Origin of the sequence: Longivirga aurantiaca, from assembly GCF_042660085.1 — a bacterium.
Lineage (GTDB): Bacteria > Actinomycetota > Actinomycetes > S36-B12 > CAIYMF01 > Longivirga > Longivirga aurantiaca.
In genome coordinates this window covers 1,283,927-1,299,748 of record NZ_JBHSTI010000008.1, presented here as the reverse complement: position 1 = coordinate 1,299,748, position 15,822 = coordinate 1,283,927, and the positions used below count along the sequence as shown (strand labels likewise).

Below are 15,822 nucleotides of genomic sequence, written 5' to 3'. Positions count from 1 at the left end.
ACGGCGGGTGAGGCGGACGTCCCTGAGGGTAGTCGCCGCCTCCCACGGGCCCCTCCGGGCCACGCCGGGGTGGCGAGCGCCACGGCCCGGACATGCTCGGATGGGCCCCGGACCTGACGATACGGGGGAGGTCGGGGCCTGCCGCGGCGCCCGTCCCGCGTTGCGGGGGTGTTACAGGCGCGCAAAGGTTCGGTGCCGACTGCGACACGCCGGGCCCAGGTGGTGGTGGTGGCGGGGTGAAACGGGTCACGATGCGGTTCAGCCGCAGGCGAACGCGGGACTACCCCGGCGGTGCATGTCGTTGGTACGTGCAAGACTTGAGGTACCGAACCGGAGGTAGAGGATGACTGCGACCCTGAGCCCGACCACGCCGCTCACCGCGCTCGACCGCTGTGACCGCTGTGGCGCCCAGGCCTACGTCCGCGTGAGCCTCACCGCCGGCGGCGAGCTGCTCTTCTGCGGCCACCACTTCCGCGAGCACGAGGCGCGTCTGCGCCCGCTCGCCAGCGACGTCCTGGACGAGACCGCCAAGCTCACCGAGCCGACGCCGATCGTCGAGCACGAGGCCTGAGCCCCGACCGTCACCGAAGGCCCGCCCCCGCGAGGGGGCGGGCCTTCGTGCGTCCCGGTCACCAGCGGTCGTGCACCAGGGGTCGGACGAGCCGGTCGTAGATCTCGGCGACCGCGGCCTGCTGCTCGGAGGTGAGCGGCGGGAGGCCTGCGGCTGCGGCGTTGCCCTCGGCCTGGGCCCGGTTGCGGGCGCCGGGGATGACGGTGGTGACTCCCGGCTGGTCCAGCACCTAGCGCAGCGCGAAGGCGGCGGTCGCCACGCCGGCGGGCACGACCCCGCGCAGTGCAGCCACCGCCTCGAGCCCGACGTCGTACGGGACGCCGGAGAACGTCTCCCCCACGTCGAACGCCTCGCCGTGCCGGTTGTAGGTGCGGTGGTCGTCGGCCGGAAAGGTCGTGCTCGCGTCGTACCGGCCCGAGAGCAGCCCGGAGGCAAGCGGCACGCGGGCGATGATCCCCGTGCCGGACGCCGCAGCGGCCGGCAGCACGGCGTCCAGGGGCTTGTGGCGCAGCGGGTTGAGGATGATCTGGACGCTCGCCACTCCCGGGCGCACGATGGCCGCGAGCGCCTCCGCGCAGGTCTCCACGCTGACCCCGTACGCCGCCATCCGGCCCTCGGCCACCATCGCGTCGAGGTCGTCGAACACGGCGTCGAGGCCGTAGAGCGCGGTGGGCGGGCAGTGGAGCTGCACCAGGTCGAGGGTGTCGACGCGGAGGTTGGCGCGCGACCGGTCGTTCCACGCGCGCATGGCCTCCGCACTGTAGTTCTCCGGCCGCTGCTCCACGCGGCGGCCCATCTTGGTCGCCACCATCACCTCGGCGTCCGGGCGGCTCGCGCGCCAGGCCGCGATGAGCTGCTCGCTGCGGCCGTCGCCGTAGACGTCGGCGGTGTCGAAGAAGGTCACGCCCGCGTCGTAGGCGGCGTCGAGGACGTCGAACGCCTGGGCGTCGTCCACCGGGCCCCAGTCGGCGCCGAGCTGCCAGGTGCCGAGGCCGACGACCGAGACGGGACGGCCGGCGAGGGTGCGCGTGTCCATGGAGCCCAACCTAGCGGGAGCGCACGAGGGCCCGGCTCGTGGTGAGCCGGGCCCTCGTGCGCTCGTTCCCCGCGCTGGTCGTGCGCTCGGTCAGCCCTGCTGCGGCTCGCGCCGCCGGCCGATCACCAGGAGCACCACGCCCAGCCCACCGAGGACCAGGGCCCACAGCAGGGAGGCGAGCGGGTCCATCCCGAGCCCGGTCTGCGGCAGCTGCGGCTGTCCGACCCGGTGGGTGGTGTCGTCCTTCAGGCCGACCCACTCCGCGGTGTTGACGAGTGCGCCCTCCGCCGAGTCGAGCACCTTGACCTCGTAGGTGAACGTCACGACCTGACCCGGCAGGACCGTCACGGCCTTCCAGATGAGCGCGTCGCTCGTCGCGGTGTCGGGCTCGGCCTTGCCGCCGTCGTCACGGGTGTACCCGCCCACGACCTCGACGCCGTCGGGCAGCGTGTCGACGAGGTCGCCGGTGATCGGCACGTTCCCCGTGTTGCCGACCTTGACGGTGTAGGTGATCACGTCACCGACCGAGACGGTCGACCCCGAGGCCGGGTCCGAGCTCTTGTCGAGAGTCGGGTCCTGCTGAGCGCCCTCGCCCACGACCACGTGCCTCGCCGTGTCCTCGAGCCCGGCCCAGGTGGCGACATTGACCAGGTCGACGATGTCACCCGGCGCCGCCTGGGCATCCACCGTCACGTCGAACTCGTAGGTGACGGTCTGGCCCGCAGCGACGGCGACGTCCGCCCAGGTCAGGGTCTGACCCGCCTCGGAGTCCGGATCCGCCGGGGTGTACGTGCCCGCCACCGGTGTCACGCCCGCCGGCAGGGTGTCCACGAGGTCGCTGACGACCGTCGTGCCGCCCGTGTTGGTGAGCGTGATGACGTAGTGGATCGTCGAACCGCTGGCGACGTTGCCGCTGAGGTTGGCCTGGGAGCCCACCTCGTTCGGCGAGCTCTTCACGAGGGTCGGGATCCCCGGCGGGTTGCACGCCGCGTCGTCGTCGTACGTGACGGCGACCGTGGCGTCGACGCCGTTGGATGCGGCCGTGAGGTCGACCGACGGGAGGAGCCCGTCGTCAGCCGGCGTCCACGTGTTCGTCGTGGCGTCGTAGGCCCAGCCCGGCCAGTCGGTGGCGACGCCATCGGTGACGGTGGTGCCCGGGTAGTACAGGATCCCCTTCACCGCGCTGCTGTCGGACAGGATCATCGTTCCCATGCCCTGCGGGGCACCGTCGACCGTGGCAGGTGCCACCGCGCCGCCGTTCCACGCGAGGGTGACGCCGAACGGTCCGCTCGCCCCGAAGTACTCGAAGTTGTGCGACCGGAGGCTGTAGCCCACCTCGACGGCGTGCGAGCCCTCGACCGCGCAGATCGGGGTGACCCCGAGCTCGAGCCACTTGACCTTGGTCGTCGTCGTCGCGTGCAGGTCGAACCAGGACGCGTCGTTGATGAGCGTGTCCTTGCCCGGCGCCGCGGCGGAGGCGAGCACCTCGGCGTCGTACTCCAGGCCGAGGGTGGCACCGCCCGCGAGGGTGACCTGGGGCCACGTGATGGTGCGCGTGCCCGCGGCGTAGGTGCCGCCGTTGCTGATGCCCGTCGGAGCGCCGAGGCCCGCCGGGAGCACGTCGATGACGTCGGCCGTGACCGATGCCGTGCCGGAGTTGGAGACGGTCACGGTGTAGTGCAGGACCGTGCCGACCGCGACGGAGCCGGTGACCGGCGTCCCCTCGGGGCTCTCCACGATCTTGGCGATGCCGGGGTCGCCCTGCGTCACGACCGTGCTCTCGCCCGGGTCGTTGCAGGCGCCGGCGACGCCGACGTTGTCGGAATCGCCGGAGTACGTGGCGATCCACCGGTAGGTGCCGGGCGCGGAGACCGTGACCGGTCCGCTGGACACCTCGGCGAAGCCGTCCTCGACGAGGCCGGCGATGCTCACGCCGGTCACGGTGTCGAGCGGCTCGGTCGCACAGGTGGCGTCGTCCGGCCCGTAGAGGCTGAACGAGACCGTGCCCGTGGCGCCGTCGGTCAGCCCGGTGAGGGTGGCCGTGTCGGAGATGTTCACGGTGGCCTCGTCGGCGAGCCCGAGGATCGCCGACTGGGTCGCCAGCGTCTCGATGCTCGGCGTGGCCGGCTCGACGACCGAGCGCTCCTGGTTCGGAGGCGTGATGTCGCCGCAGGCGTGGCTCACGGACTTGTTGTTGGCGTCGCCGCCGTACGAGGCAAGCCAGGCGTACGTGCCGGCCTCGGTGACGGGCACCGAGGTGAACACCGCGACGGAGCCGTTGACCGGCGTCGGCGCCGGGAACGTGACGGTGCGCGTCGCGTGCAGGCTGTCTGGCGAGCAGACGATGCTCTCGTCGGCGGCGAACGGGCCGTAGACGGTGAACGTCACGGTGCCGCTCGCGGTCGGCGTGAGGTTGCCGAGGGTCGCGGTGTCGAAGATGGTCGCGCCGGTCGAGCCGGAGCCGAGCGTCACGGTCGGCGTGGCCGTCGTGACGATGGTGGGCTGGCCGGGGCTGACGATGGTGGTCTCGCCCGTGTCGCCGCAGGCTCCGGCGGCCGGGTCGTTGTTGGCGTCGCCGGAGTAGCTGGCGATCCAGTAGTAGGCGCCGGCCACGTTCACCGTCACCAACGGGCTGGAGACCGTGATCGTGCCGTTGCCGGCGACCTGCTCCTTGGCGAAGGAGACGGTGAGGTCGTTGCCCACCTGCGCGGTGCAGGTCGGCACCGGGTTGATGCCTGTCACCGGGCCGTAGAGGCGGAAGGTGACGGTGCCGGACGCATCGGTGGTGAGACCGGTGATGGTCGCGCTGTCACCGATCTGCGCGTTCGGGAGGGTGGCGGTGGCCGTGGCCGTCGTCGTGATGTCGGTCGGGGCCTTGTCGACGCGCCAGTTCTCGTTCGCGTCGTTGCAGGCGCCGCTCACCGGGACGTTGTTGGCGTCGCCGGAGTAGCTGGCGATCCAGCGGTAGACCCCCGGCGCGTTCGCCGTGTAGGTGGTCGAGGTGACGCGGGCGAAGTACACGCCGTTGTCCTCGGACACCGGGCCGAGGGCGATCGGCGCGGGCGCGAACACCGGGGCCGCGGAGCAGGTGGCGTCGCCGGGGCCGTAGAGGCGGAAGGTGACGGTGCCCGTGGCGTCGGGGGTGAGTCCGACGACCGTGGCGACGTCGTACAGGGTCGCGCTCGGGAGGGTGCGCTCGCCGTCGGCTGCGGTCGAGATGCCGGGGGTGGCGGGCTCGACCGAGCTGATCTCGGCGGGGTCTCCGCACTCGCCCGTGGCACCGAGGGTGCCCGTGGTCGCGTCGCCGCTGTAGCTGGCGATCCAGTAGTAGTAGCCGGCGACCTCAGGGGCGAAGTCGGCCGAGGTGACCGTCACCGTGTTCCCGACGACCGAGCCCTTGATGCTCGTGCTCTGGGTCGTGAAGACCAGGTTGTCGGCGGTGCAGACACCCACGGCGTCCGTCGTCTCGAACGGGCCGTAGGCGGTGAAGGTGATCGTGCCGCCGGCGTCGTTGCGGATGCCGGAGACGGTGGCGACGTCGTTCAGCGTGCCGCCCGGGAGGTTGGTCGCATCCTGAGCGTCGGTCGTGATGGTCGTCCTCGGGTCGTTGACCGTGAGGATCTGGACGGCGGTGCCGCCGGCCTGGGCCGTGGCGTCGGCCGCGGTCAGCGCCACGGCGTCCGTGACCCGGTTGTCCGGGAGGTTCCACGGGGCCGGGACGGAGATCTCGACGAAGTAGTAGCTCGAGCCCCAGGCGAGGTTTCCGGAGGTGCCGACGCCGGTGGCGCCGGTCGTCACCTGGCCGACCGCGACGTCGTCGCCCGTACCGGGGTTCGCGTCCTTGGTGCCGACGACCCGGTAGAGGTCGAAGACCGCGCCCTCGACGGCGACGTTGCCCGGCTGGCCGACCTTCTTGACCGCGAGCCTGGCAGGCAGGCGCGGGTTGTCGAAGGTGGTGCCGGCCGTCGTGGCGCCACCGTTGCGGGTGACCACGGCGAGGTGGTTGATGAGGTTGTCCTCGTCGTCCATCGGTGCGGTGGCGAGGAAGGACGGGACCACCGCGGTGCCCGAGCCGCCGCCGACCCCGAAGCCGGCGGGTGCGCCGGACGCGGGCTCGGTGACCGTGTAGCTGCCGACCGGGAGGTTGTTGACGCGGATCCGGCCCCAGGCGCTGTCGCTGTCACGGGCGCCGTTGTCGGTGACCGTGAGGGTGCACGCAGCGGGGCAGCCGGTGGCGGTGATGCCGCTGATGGTCGCGAACTGCGCGTTGGTCATGTCGACGGCGTCGTCCGCGCGGGTCACCGTGAAGGTCTGACCGGTGAAGCCCTGCGGGAAGGACTGCTGGGTGGTGTAGCCCTGGTAGTTCTTGGTCCAGGTGATGTCACCGAGCGGGTTGCGGAAGGTGTAGGAGTACGTGCCGCTGTCGCCGAGCGTGAACGTGTGCGTCCACGGCACCAGGATGTAGCCCAACGGCGCGGTCGTCTCGGAGACCGAGTAGGTGCCGGGGACGGCCGGGCTGATGGTGACGCTGCCGTCGGGACCGCTGGTGACGACGAGGCTGTCCTCGTCGCTGCCCGGGGTCGGGTCCGGCGTGATGGTGAACTGGGCGCCCGGGAGGCCGACGCCGCCGAGCGACTCCTTGGTCAGGACGATGGTGCCGCAGGTCGACGGGATGTCGATCGGCTGCTCCTTGATGAGGTCCTTGAGCGCGCCGGTCTGGCCGGTGCCGGTGAGCGACCGCATGTTCCAGGCCTTGAAGCCCTGCGACGGGCAGCCGAGCGTCGCGCCGAGGCCGGTCAGGTTGAAGCCGAACTCGACGAACTGGTCCGCACCCACGGTGCTGTTCACGACGTTGTTGCCGGTCCACCAGCTCGGGACCGCGACCGACGCGCTGTTGACGGCGCCGGCGAAGTTGGCGACGGCGATGGCGTTGGAGAACTTCACCCACGAACCGTCGTACGGCGCGACGTCCTCGAACCCGGGCGTGGTGCTGTCGGGGTCGGACCACACGTACGCACCGACGTCGGTGTTCTGCGCGTCGCCCTGCAGGGTGATCGAGCCGCTGCCCTGGTCCCACACGATGAAGCGAACGTCGCCCACCGATCGGCGCGGGTTGCCGTTCGGGGTGGAGGACTTGATCTGGTTGAGCTCGACGGCGAACTTGCCCGTGCCGGTCGCCGAGCCGCGGTCGAACCCGATGTACGTCCACTGCGCGGGCGGCGTACCGGGGATGTTCTTGTTGTAGATGGCGACGCGGCCGAAATCGGTCTTGTCGGCAGCGTTGTTGGCCGCCTCGGTGTCCCAGTTGGGCCAGCCGTTGGTGCTGGCCGTCGCGTCGTACTCCTTGGAGTTCGACTTGAACGTGGTGTCGTCCTGGTTCGACGACAGGCTGAAGTTGTCGTTGACCGTGACGACGTTCGAGACGCCTACGTTGCCCCAGTCGACGACCGACTGCGCGACGAGGTCGCCGTCGACCTCGAACGGCCCGAACGTGTCGCCGAGCGCGGCGCTGGCCGGCGTCACGGCGAGGAACGGGATGGTGAGGGTGGCGAGCGCTGCTGCGGTGCCTCCGGCCAGCCAGCGGCGGGCGGTGCGGCTCCGGGTCAGGACGCGAGCGGACATGGCCATGGTGGTCTCCCCAACCACGAGGCCGGTCTCACCACTGGCTCGCTGCGACCGGCCCCCGGGACGGGGGAAGGTGACCGTGCGCGACGGTCGCAGGTCAAAGCCTCCTCGAGACGGATCCCTCTGCTCGCTGGATCCACTACGAGTGTGACTCGGGGCACCCTCATGTAGATCGGGAGGAGAACAACAGTCGCCCGGACGGAGCAACGGAGGTTTTCCGGCTGACCCGTCCGTGTGACCGTGTGACTCCCCGTAGCGAAACGGCAGTCACGGACCGTCACGCAACCTCTCGCCACGATCAGCTCCGGCAGCTCCCTGCTCCGGTGACGTAGCCTGCCCGCATGCCGGCCTGGGGTGAGTGGCTCGTCCTGCTCGCGTGCCTCGTGGGCGTCGTAGGAACGATCCTCCCCGTGCTGCCCGGCAGCGTGCTCGTGGGCGGGGCGATCGTCGTCTGGGCCGTGGTCGAGGGCGGGGCCACCGCCTGGGTCACCGCGCTGCTGGCCTGCGCCGTGCTCGTCGTGGGCTATGCGCTGACGATCCTGATCCCGGGCAGGCAGATGACCGCGGCGGGGATCCCGACGCGCACCCTGGTGGTCGGAGGGCTCCTCGGGATCGCGGGCTTCTTCGTCGTGCCGGTAGTGGGCCTGCCGCTCGGATTCGTGCTCGGCGTCTACCTCGCCGAGCGGGTGAGGCTGCCCGACCATGCCGCGGCCTGGCCCTCCACGGTCACCGCCATGAAGGGAACCGGGCTGTCGGTGCTCATCGGGCTCGTCGCCGCCGTCGCCGCGACCGGCATCTGGGCCTCCGTCGCCGTGATGACCTGAGAGCGACCGAGCACGTGCGTAGCGCTACATCCTGAGCTGTCCGGGCGTCGCTGAAGCGGGACCCGAGAGGTACGCCGGGCACCCTGGGTAGCCGACCCCGGAGTCCACGCCTGCGCACCGCATCCTCACGTCCTTCCGCACCGCTGCACGCTCGGACCGCGGTGCCGCCATGGACGAGCTGACGCCCCAGTTCCTCATGGCCTTCCTGCTCGTGGCCCTCGCACTCCTCGCGGTCAACCGGATCGCCGCCGGCACCAGAGCCGCCCCCCTCGCGGAGTGCATCGAGCACGGAAGCTGCTCGGCTGCCGCGCAGGCCCACGGCCGTCGAGCGTCCCCCGCCCACGCCCTCTCTCCCGGCTCGGCAGACCTTGACCGTGCGGAGAGGCTGAGGGTGGCTGTCCCGTGAGCCGGATCCTCCACCCTCGGACGAGGTCCCGCCGGGACCGCCCGTAGGGAAGGACCCTCGTGAGCCTCTTCTCCCGCCTCCGCTCGGACCGCGGTGCCTCGGTCGTGGAGTACGCGCTCGTCGTCATGCTCGTGGCCGGTGTCGTGCTCGGGATCGGTGCTCTCGGCAAGCGTGCCCTCGCCAGTGTGGGCTCGATGAACAACTGCTTCGACGGCGTCTGCTCCGTCGCGGCACCGACGGCGTCGCCCACGACCGCACCCACCTCGCCGCCCACCCCCGCAGCGACGAGCGCCGCCACGACCGCGCCGTCCTCGGCCCCCGTCCCGGCAGCGTCACCCTCCTCCTCGAGCGGCAAGAGCGGGAACGGCGACAACGGGAACAACGGCAAGAACGGCAACGGCAAGAACGGGACCAACGGCAGCTCGAACAGCAACGACAGCGGGGACGACTGACCCGTCAGATGCCCGAGCGATATCGGCACATCTGCTCGGGGCGGCGTTCGCTGCCAGGGGAACGTCGTGCCTCGATCGTGCCGAGTCTGGCTGCCTACGATCGCCCCGTGCCCTATGACTCCTCGCCGGACCTCCTGATCCTGCACGCGCTCCGGCTGATGGGGATGGCCGAGGACAAAGCCGTCGCGCGACGATTCGGACTGGAGCAGGACCTGGTCAGCGAGTCCTTGCTCGACCACCAGGCCGTCGGTCAGGTCGAGCGAGTCGGGTTCGCTGACCTCTGCGGCTGGACCCTGACGGCTCTGGGCCACGCCGAGCATGAGCGCCTCCTGGCCGACGAACTCACGCGGACCGGACTTCGAACGCAGATTGCGTCCGTACACGACCGGTTCGTTGAGTTGAATGGCCGGTTCCTGACCGCCGTCACGAACTGGCAGATCCGACCGTTGCCGGGTGACCCGCTCGCGGCCAACGACCACGGCGACTGGCGCTGGGACGACCGCGTCCTCGCCGACCTGCGCTCGTTGCTGCGACGGGTCCATCCGCTGTGCTCGGAACTGGATGCCGAGTTGGCACGGTTCCGGGGGTATCCCGAGCGGCTGGCGCACGCTCTTGACATGGTCGACAAGGGAGAGCGCGCCTGGATCGACCGACCTCGCGGGGACTCCTTCCACGGCACCTGGTTCGAACTGCACGAGGACCTGCTGGCGACCCTGGCGATCACGCGGGGACAGCCCGAATCGTCCTGAGGCGCCGCGCCCTATTGCCGGATATCTCTCGGGTATGTGTCGTCCGGTCGTAAGTCAGAAGCGTCCGGAAGCGTGTGAACGACCCGTCAGATGCCCGAGCGATATCGCTTTGGACTCGCATGAGCGTGGCGCGTGATCACAAAGTCGGCAGGTCGTTCCTGGTGTACGGCGGCGACGGTCGTCCCGCGTTCGTGGAACGAGCCGCGGGTGTGCCTCGAGCCACCGGCGAGTGGGGGACTGGAGGCAGCGGGCCTGGCCGCAGATTCTGGGCTGGCCGTGGGTGTGCTCGGAAGCGGGGGTGCGTCATGAAGAGTCCCGACACGGTCTCCGCGGTGACTCCCGATGCTTTACCGGGTTCACCTGCGGCTGTCGAGATCAGCCACCGCTTCTAGATGATCGTCTGGGCCGTGCTCGGGATGCCTACGCTGGCGGCAGTCGGATGGATGGGGGCCTGGCAGGCCGCAACCACCCTGCCCGGCGTGCCCAACTGGGACAGCGACGTCACCTGGGCACCACTGATGCTGCTGTTCCTCGGTCCGGCGCTGCTCGTGCTGGCCGTCCTCGCCTCCCCGGCCTGGGTCCGCCCGCGCGACCAGGGCATGGCGCGCACGGCACGGCTTCGAGTGATCACCGGCTGCCAGGCGCTGGTCGTGTTCCTGTTCGGGTTCGGCACCGAGTGGTGGTCGACGGGTGGGTTCCCGCGACCTGGCACATCATCAGCCTCGAGTTGCTCGCGGCGGCCCTCATCCTGATCCCGAGTGTGGCGCTGCTCTGGCGGCGCGAGGACGGCACTCGTCGAGGCTGGCGAGCGCCGGCCTTGGTGACGTCGGCACTGGTGATCGTGCTCGCGCGCGCAGTCGCGTCGGCCATCCACGGAGTCCCGCCCTACGACCCCAACCCGGTCGCTCTCCCCGTGATGGCGGCGGTGACGATCACATGACCCCCGAATCGATCGAGTGACGCGAGCCAGAACGGCGCCTATGCGCGGTGGGCCATAAGGGCGTGCGGCACGGCGCGTGAGCCATGGAGTCCTTCGTTCGCGGGCGACCAGCGAGGAGGGCCGCCCGTCGGACAGCCCTCCTGAGGTGTGACCGGACCCCGCACCAGCGTGCGGTGGTGATCTACGGCAGCTGCGGCCAGTAGTGCTGGAAATCGCCGGACCTGATGTCACTCATCTGCCCGTCCTTGCATGCGCCGTCGAGGTGACTGCCGTCGGACCAGGTCAGAGTGAACTCGACCGTCGCGTGGCGAGTCGTCGTGGTGGCGTTGCTGATGCGGAACATCCCGTCCTCAACGAACTTGTCGTGCGACTTGGTCGACACGAGTGGGCCGTCACCGGTCCAGGTGACCGAGACGGTCAGTGGCATGGTTCCGATGACAACTTCCTTCTCGGCCACCGGGTCCCATCCCACGATGTATGCCTCTTCTGTGTGGAACGCGACCGTCGCTTCGCTGAGATCGGCCGCCATGACGAAGTCCGCCCACGTCCCAACCGCCCACACCTCAGCGTTGTAGGGCTCACCGGTTACCGAGTCGATCAAGGTGGTCGAGTAGGCAACCATCGGGTACAGCGTCTCGGTCGTCGGCCTGCTCCCCTTCTCGCGGCTCGTCGCTACGGCGTGGAAACCCACGAGCGCTAGGTTGCGGGGCATCCCGATCCCTGGGTCCTCACTCTCCGAGGCCCAGCTCGCCTCGGCCATCTGCCCTGTGAACCGATACGACCCGTTCATCACGCCCCCGGATGGCGTGGCACCTGCCGGAGCAGCGACCGCCGCGATCAGTGCAGCAGCAGCCAAAGCCACCACGCCCCTCATTCCCCTCATGACGACCTCCTCGGTAGTTGTGGGAGGTGCGCGGAGAATGTCGTCAGACGTCTCCGCGTAGCGGTGCCTTCGCCGACGGGGTGTCGAGGCACTTCATCGGGACCCCAGTCGCGCCCGGTCGGTATCGTCATCGCACAGTCCTCTGACGACCTCACGCTACGCGCGCGTTCCACGTGTGGCGCGCTGGCGAACTGAGTGCACGACCACGGGACGTCTTCGGCCCGGTGCAGGACCGCTGGCTGGCGCCGAACGACCCGCCACCCGCTCCGACGCACCGCACCCCCCGGCCGAAGGCCGGGGGGTGCGGTGTTTCTGTCGGTCGATCGTGCTGACCGCAGGGGGTATCAGGCGACCGGGATGCTCTCGACGGACGGTGCCTCCAGCAGCTCCTGCTTGTGAAGCTTGTGCGCGTGGCTGAAGCCGTAGATCGCGAGACCGAGCATCACCAGGGCGGCGACGGCCGCGACCCAGCCGGCGATGAGGGCGACCGTGCCGAAGATGCTGAACGCGTACACGTTGAGCAGCAGGCCGCGGAGCGTCTCACCCATGAACAGGGTCTGGCGCAGCTGGCCGAGGGCCGGGTCGCGGTCAGCGGGGTTCTCCGCCGAGGCGATCCACTGGCCGGAGACCTCGGAGTAGGTCTGACCATCAGCCATCTTGTCGAGGTGGACGGCGATGTAGTCGCTGTAGGCCTTCGCCTGCGTACCGGTCGTCACCTGCTGGCCCGCGTACTGGACGAGGTCGCCGTACTCGGCTGCCGGCATCGACTCGGCCGGGCCGAAGCTGATGCGCTGCGCCGAGAGCTGGTCGGTGATCGTCGTGTTGGTGAACGACGCCGCGAACAGCAGCAGCGCGCTGGCGATGGCCAGAACAGCTGCCATGACGAGACCGATGGTGGCGAGTGTCAGGTCGAGAGTCCTGCGCTTCATGGTGGAGCCCCCTTGCGGTGTGGTTGTCGTGGTCCGACAACCAGGAACCTATGCCCGGTCGTTCAATATTGAATAGATGACGCGGTGTGGTAACCACCACGCAGGGTAGCCTCTCTTGAGCATTGGGTCACATTGGCCACAGCCCGAGATCCGGTGCAGCCCACGGGATCCGTGCGCCTCACCGTGGCTGCGGGGAGCGCACGGGCGTCGTCCGTTGTCTCCCAGGTCACAGTCGTTGACACGGCAACCACGGGCTCGGCCCGTCGGTACGTCGCTAACTGAGCGAGAGGTCGTCCACGACGGGCGGATCCATGCGCTCGAGCCCGTCCACCAGGACCTCCAGGCGCTCGGGGTCCTCCTCGGCCCAGGTGAGCAGGCCCTCGGCGTCGGACTCGGGTGCGGACACCAGCTCGCAGAGCTCGGGCAGGCGAGGGGCGGGCACCCGCCAGACGACCTCGCGGCCGCCGCGCGGCGTGAGGGTCTGCCGAGCGAGCACGAGCGACTCGTCGTCGCTCGGGACGGCCCAGGTCGCGCGCGACCAGTCGGCGCCGCGGACCTCCTCGAGATCGCGCACGCCGCGGTCCTGGTTCTCCCCCACGGTCGAAGGCTAGGGAACGATCGGCGCGGCCGCGAGGGTCACAGGTCGTCCCGGTGCGCGAGGGACTGGTCGGCGATGCGGCGGTAGGGCACCGTGAACGGACGGCTCGGGCCGTGCAGCACGGTCGCCGCATCGGTGCTCGCGAACATCTGCGCCAGCCGGGCCACGACCCCGGTCCACCCGGTCTGGTGCGACGCCCCCAGGCCGGCGCCGGTGTCTCCGTCGAAGTACTCGAAGAAGAGCAGGTCGTCCTGCCAGAGCGGGTCGTCCGCGAACCGCGTGTCGTCGCCGAACACCGGGCGGCGCCCGTCAGGACCGGGCGTGAACGTCGTGATGAGCCGGTCGCTGAGGTCGTGCGCGACCTCGTACAGCGTCTTGTGCACTCCCGACCCGGTCGGGCACTCCACGGTGAAGTCGTCGCCGTAGTACAGGTAGAACTGAAGCAGCGCTCGGATGAGCAGCACGTTCACGGGCATCCACACCGGCCCCCGCCAGTTCGAGTTGCCGCCGAACGCGCCGCTACGCGAGTCGGCGGGGTCGTACCGCACCTCGTAGCGCTGCCCGTCGGCCTCGAAGACGTACGGGTGCTCCTCGTGCCACTTGGACACCGAGCGGATGCCGTGCGGCGACAGGAACCTCTCCTCGTCGAGCATGCGCGCCAGGATCCGGCGCAGCTTGGTCTCGTCGACCAGCGCCAGCAGTCGGCGCCCGTCCACGCCGGGCACCCGCGGATCGGGGATGCCCGTGAGCAGGTCGGCGTTGCGCTCGACGTAGTAGCGCAGCTCGGCGGCGACCCTCGGGAACCGCTCCACGACGTGGCCCGGCACCACGGCGGTCGCGCAGAGGGGCAGGAGCCCCACCATCGACCGCACCTCCAGCCGACGGCCCGTGCCGTCCGGCAGCCGCAGCACGTCGTAGAAGAAGCCGTCCTCCTCGTCCCACATCTCGTCCGGGTGGTCGCCCATCGGGTCCATCGCCATGGCGATCTGCATCCAGTGCTGGACGAACTTCACGATGAAGCCCTCGTACGCCGGCTCGTGGTCCGACAGCAGCACGGCCAGCTCGATCATGCTCTGGCTGTAGAACGCCATCCACGCGGTGCCGTCCGCCTGCTCGAGGTGGCCGCCCGTCGGCAGCGGCTTGGATCGGTCGAACACGCCGACGTTGTCCATCCCGAGGAAGCCGCCCTCGAAGACGTTGTTGCCGCTCGGGTCCTTGCGGTTCACCCACCAGGTGAAGTTGACCAGCAGCCGGCTGAAGGCGTCCTCGAGGAAGCCCACGTCGTCGGCCCCGGCGGCGAGCTCGCCCGGCTCGTCGGCGAGCATTCGCCCGAGGCCGTACGTCAGCGCGACCGCCCACGCATGCACCGGAGGGTTGACGTCGCTGAAGTTCCACTCGTACGCCGGGATCTGGCCGGTGGGGTGGAGGTAGGCCGACGACAGCATGAGCTCGAGCTGCCCCTTGGCGAAGTCGGGGTCGACCATCGCGAGCGCCATCGTGTGGAACGCGAGGTCCCACGCGGCGTACCAGGGGTACTCCCAGGTGTCGGGCATCGAGATGACGTCGTCGTTGTACATGTGCGCCCAGCCGGCGTTGCGCACACCCTGCCGACGCGGTGCGCGCAGCGGGTGACCGCCGTGCTCCTGCAGCCAGCGGTCGAGGTCGAAGAAGTAGTGCTGCTTGCTCCAGAGCATCCCGGCGAGGGCCGTGCGCAGCACATGCGCGCGGTCGGCGTCCAGCGATGGCGGGGTGATGGACGCGTAGAACTCGTCGGCCTCGGCCTGCCGCGCGGCGAGCACGACGTCGGCGCCGACGAGGGCCGACTCCGACGGTGCGACGTCGTCGAGCCGGACGACGAACGAGACCTCTCCCCCGGCCGGCACCACCGCGGTGAATCGGACGGCGACCTTCGTTCCGCGCTCGCCGCCGACCGCGTCAGCCTCGCCGTGGACGACGGCGCGATCGATGCCGTCCTTCACGTAGGCGGCGGCGTTCGGCGTCCCCCAGAGCCGCTCGCTGTTGGTCTCGTTCTCGCAGAAGAGCAGCTGGGCACCGGCCGGCACGTGCAGCCAGCGCTCGCCGAGCCGGTGGTGCGTGGCGCGCACGTGCACGCCGCCGGCTGCCTCGACGCGTTCGAGGCCGGGCTTCGCGTGCTCGGCGTCCCACTGCCACGTGTTGCGGAACCACAGGGTCGGGAGGACGTCGACCGGGGCGGCCTCGGGCCCGCGGTTGTGGACGGTGACGCGCATGACCATCGCCTGCGGGCCGTCCTTGGCGTAGTCGACGTCGACGTCGAAGTACCGGCCGTCGTCGAAGACCCCGGTGTCGAGCAGCTCGTACTCGTCGTCGTCGTACCCACGCTCCGCGTTGGTGCGCACGAGGTCCTCGTACGGGAACGTGCGCTGCGGGTAGCGGTAGCGGTAGCGCATCCACGAGTGGGTCGGGGTCGAGTCGACGTAGAAGTAGAGCTCCTTCACGTCCTCGCCGTGGTTGCCCTCGCTGTTGGTGAGGCCGAACAGCCTCTCCTTCAGGATCGGGTCGGCGCCGTTCCACAGGGCGAGCGCGAGGCAGAGCTGGCTGTGGTCGTCGCAGACCGCGGCGATGCCGTCCTCGCCCCAGCGGTAGGCACGGGAGCGGGACTGGTCGTGGGTGAAGTAGTCCCACGCGTTGCCGTCGTCGCTGTAGTCCTCGCGGACCGTGCCCCACTGGCGCTCGGCGAGGTACGGACCCCACTGCCGCCAGGGCACGCCCTCACGGGCCTCCCGCAGACGCTGCTCCTCGACCGTGAGCTCCATGTCGGCCTCCCCGC

The 15,822-nt window shown here is 70.3% G+C and carries 11 protein-coding genes and 1 pseudogene; 6 read left to right on the top strand and 6 right to left on the bottom strand.

Going from position 1 to position 15,822, the window contains the following annotated elements:
• Positions 1-343 precede the first annotated feature (343 nt).
• Positions 344-571, top strand: a complete 228-nt coding sequence (locus ACFQGU_RS09975; protein ID WP_386766213.1) for a DUF7455 domain-containing protein — start codon at positions 344-346, stop codon at positions 569-571.
• 58 nt (positions 572-629) lie between these two features.
• On the opposite strand, the pseudogene ACFQGU_RS09970 reads toward ACFQGU_RS09975, so the two are convergent.
• Together ACFQGU_RS09970 and ACFQGU_RS09965 are read right to left on the bottom strand one after the other, a co-directional pair.
• Positions 630-1,607, bottom strand: a pseudogene (locus ACFQGU_RS09970) (aldo/keto reductase).
• Positions 1,608-1,697: 90 nt separating this feature from the next.
• Positions 1,698-7,235 carry a SpaA isopeptide-forming pilin-related protein gene (locus ACFQGU_RS09965; RefSeq protein WP_386766211.1) on the bottom strand — a complete coding sequence of 1,846 codons (5,538 nt, stop codon included), beginning with the start codon at positions 7,233-7,235 and terminating at the stop codon, positions 1,698-1,700.
• A 338-nt stretch (positions 7,236-7,573) separates the two neighbouring features.
• Between ACFQGU_RS09965 and ACFQGU_RS09960 the strand changes: the two genes are divergently transcribed.
• From ACFQGU_RS09960 to ACFQGU_RS09940, 5 genes are all read left to right on the top strand, one after another.
• On the top strand, positions 7,574-8,056 hold the full coding sequence (locus ACFQGU_RS09960) for a DUF456 domain-containing protein (protein ID WP_386766209.1): 483 nt from the start codon (positions 7,574-7,576) through the stop codon (positions 8,054-8,056).
• Positions 8,057-8,225: 169 nt separating this feature from the next.
• Positions 8,226-8,462: a hypothetical protein gene (locus tag ACFQGU_RS09955; protein ID WP_386766207.1), complete on the top strand. Its 237-nt coding sequence runs from the start codon at positions 8,226-8,228 to the stop codon at positions 8,460-8,462.
• Between the two features lie 59 nt (positions 8,463-8,521).
• Positions 8,522-8,914, top strand: a complete 393-nt coding sequence (locus ACFQGU_RS09950; protein ID WP_386766205.1) for a hypothetical protein — start codon at positions 8,522-8,524, stop codon at positions 8,912-8,914.
• A gap of 107 nt (positions 8,915-9,021) precedes the next feature.
• Entirely contained in the window at positions 9,022-9,663 is a 642-nt protein-coding gene (locus tag ACFQGU_RS09945) for a transcriptional regulator (protein WP_386766203.1), read from the top strand.
• A gap of 407 nt (positions 9,664-10,070) precedes the next feature.
• Entirely contained in the window at positions 10,071-10,415 is a 345-nt protein-coding gene (locus ACFQGU_RS09940) for a hypothetical protein (RefSeq protein WP_386766201.1), read from the top strand.
• 369 nt (positions 10,416-10,784) lie between these two features.
• Here ACFQGU_RS09940 and ACFQGU_RS09935 read toward each other — a convergent pair whose 3' ends face one another.
• The 4 genes from ACFQGU_RS09935 to ACFQGU_RS09920 form a co-directional block, all read right to left on the bottom strand.
• Positions 10,785-11,486, bottom strand: coding sequence for a hypothetical protein (locus tag ACFQGU_RS09935; protein ID WP_386766199.1), 702 nt, complete (start codon positions 11,484-11,486; stop codon positions 10,785-10,787).
• Positions 11,487-11,830: 344 nt separating this feature from the next.
• A complete protein-coding gene (locus ACFQGU_RS09930) occupies positions 11,831-12,415 on the bottom strand; it encodes a hypothetical protein (protein ID WP_386766197.1) in 585 nt (194 codons plus the stop codon).
• Positions 12,416-12,689: 274 nt separating this feature from the next.
• Positions 12,690-13,013, bottom strand: a complete 324-nt coding sequence (locus ACFQGU_RS09925; RefSeq protein ID WP_386766195.1) for a hypothetical protein — start codon at positions 13,011-13,013, stop codon at positions 12,690-12,692.
• A gap of 38 nt (positions 13,014-13,051) precedes the next feature.
• On the bottom strand, positions 13,052-15,808 hold the full coding sequence (locus ACFQGU_RS09920) for an MGH1-like glycoside hydrolase domain-containing protein (protein WP_386766193.1): 2,757 nt from the start codon (positions 15,806-15,808) through the stop codon (positions 13,052-13,054).
• Between the last annotated feature and the right edge of the window lie 14 nt (positions 15,809-15,822).

Bases quoted from the DNA above. Each gene is read 5' to 3' on its own strand.
- ACFQGU_RS09965 (WP_386766211.1), bottom strand. From the start codon at position 7,235: ATGGCCATGTCCGCTCGCGTCCTGACCCGGAGCCGCACCGCCCGCCGC.
- ACFQGU_RS09975 (WP_386766213.1), top strand. From the start codon at position 344: ATGACTGCGACCCTGAGCCCGACCACGCCGCTCACCGCGCTCGACCGC.
- ACFQGU_RS09960 (WP_386766209.1), top strand. From the start codon at position 7,574: ATGCCGGCCTGGGGTGAGTGGCTCGTCCTGCTCGCGTGCCTCGTGGGC.
- ACFQGU_RS09935 (WP_386766199.1), bottom strand. From the start codon at position 11,486: ATGAGGGGAATGAGGGGCGTGGTGGCTTTGGCTGCTGCTGCACTGATC.
- ACFQGU_RS09930 (WP_386766197.1), bottom strand. From the start codon at position 12,415: ATGAAGCGCAGGACTCTCGACCTGACACTCGCCACCATCGGTCTCGTC.
- ACFQGU_RS09920 (WP_386766193.1), bottom strand. From the start codon at position 15,808: ATGGAGCTCACGGTCGAGGAGCAGCGTCTGCGGGAGGCCCGTGAGGGC.
- ACFQGU_RS09955 (WP_386766207.1), top strand. From the start codon at position 8,226: ATGGACGAGCTGACGCCCCAGTTCCTCATGGCCTTCCTGCTCGTGGCC.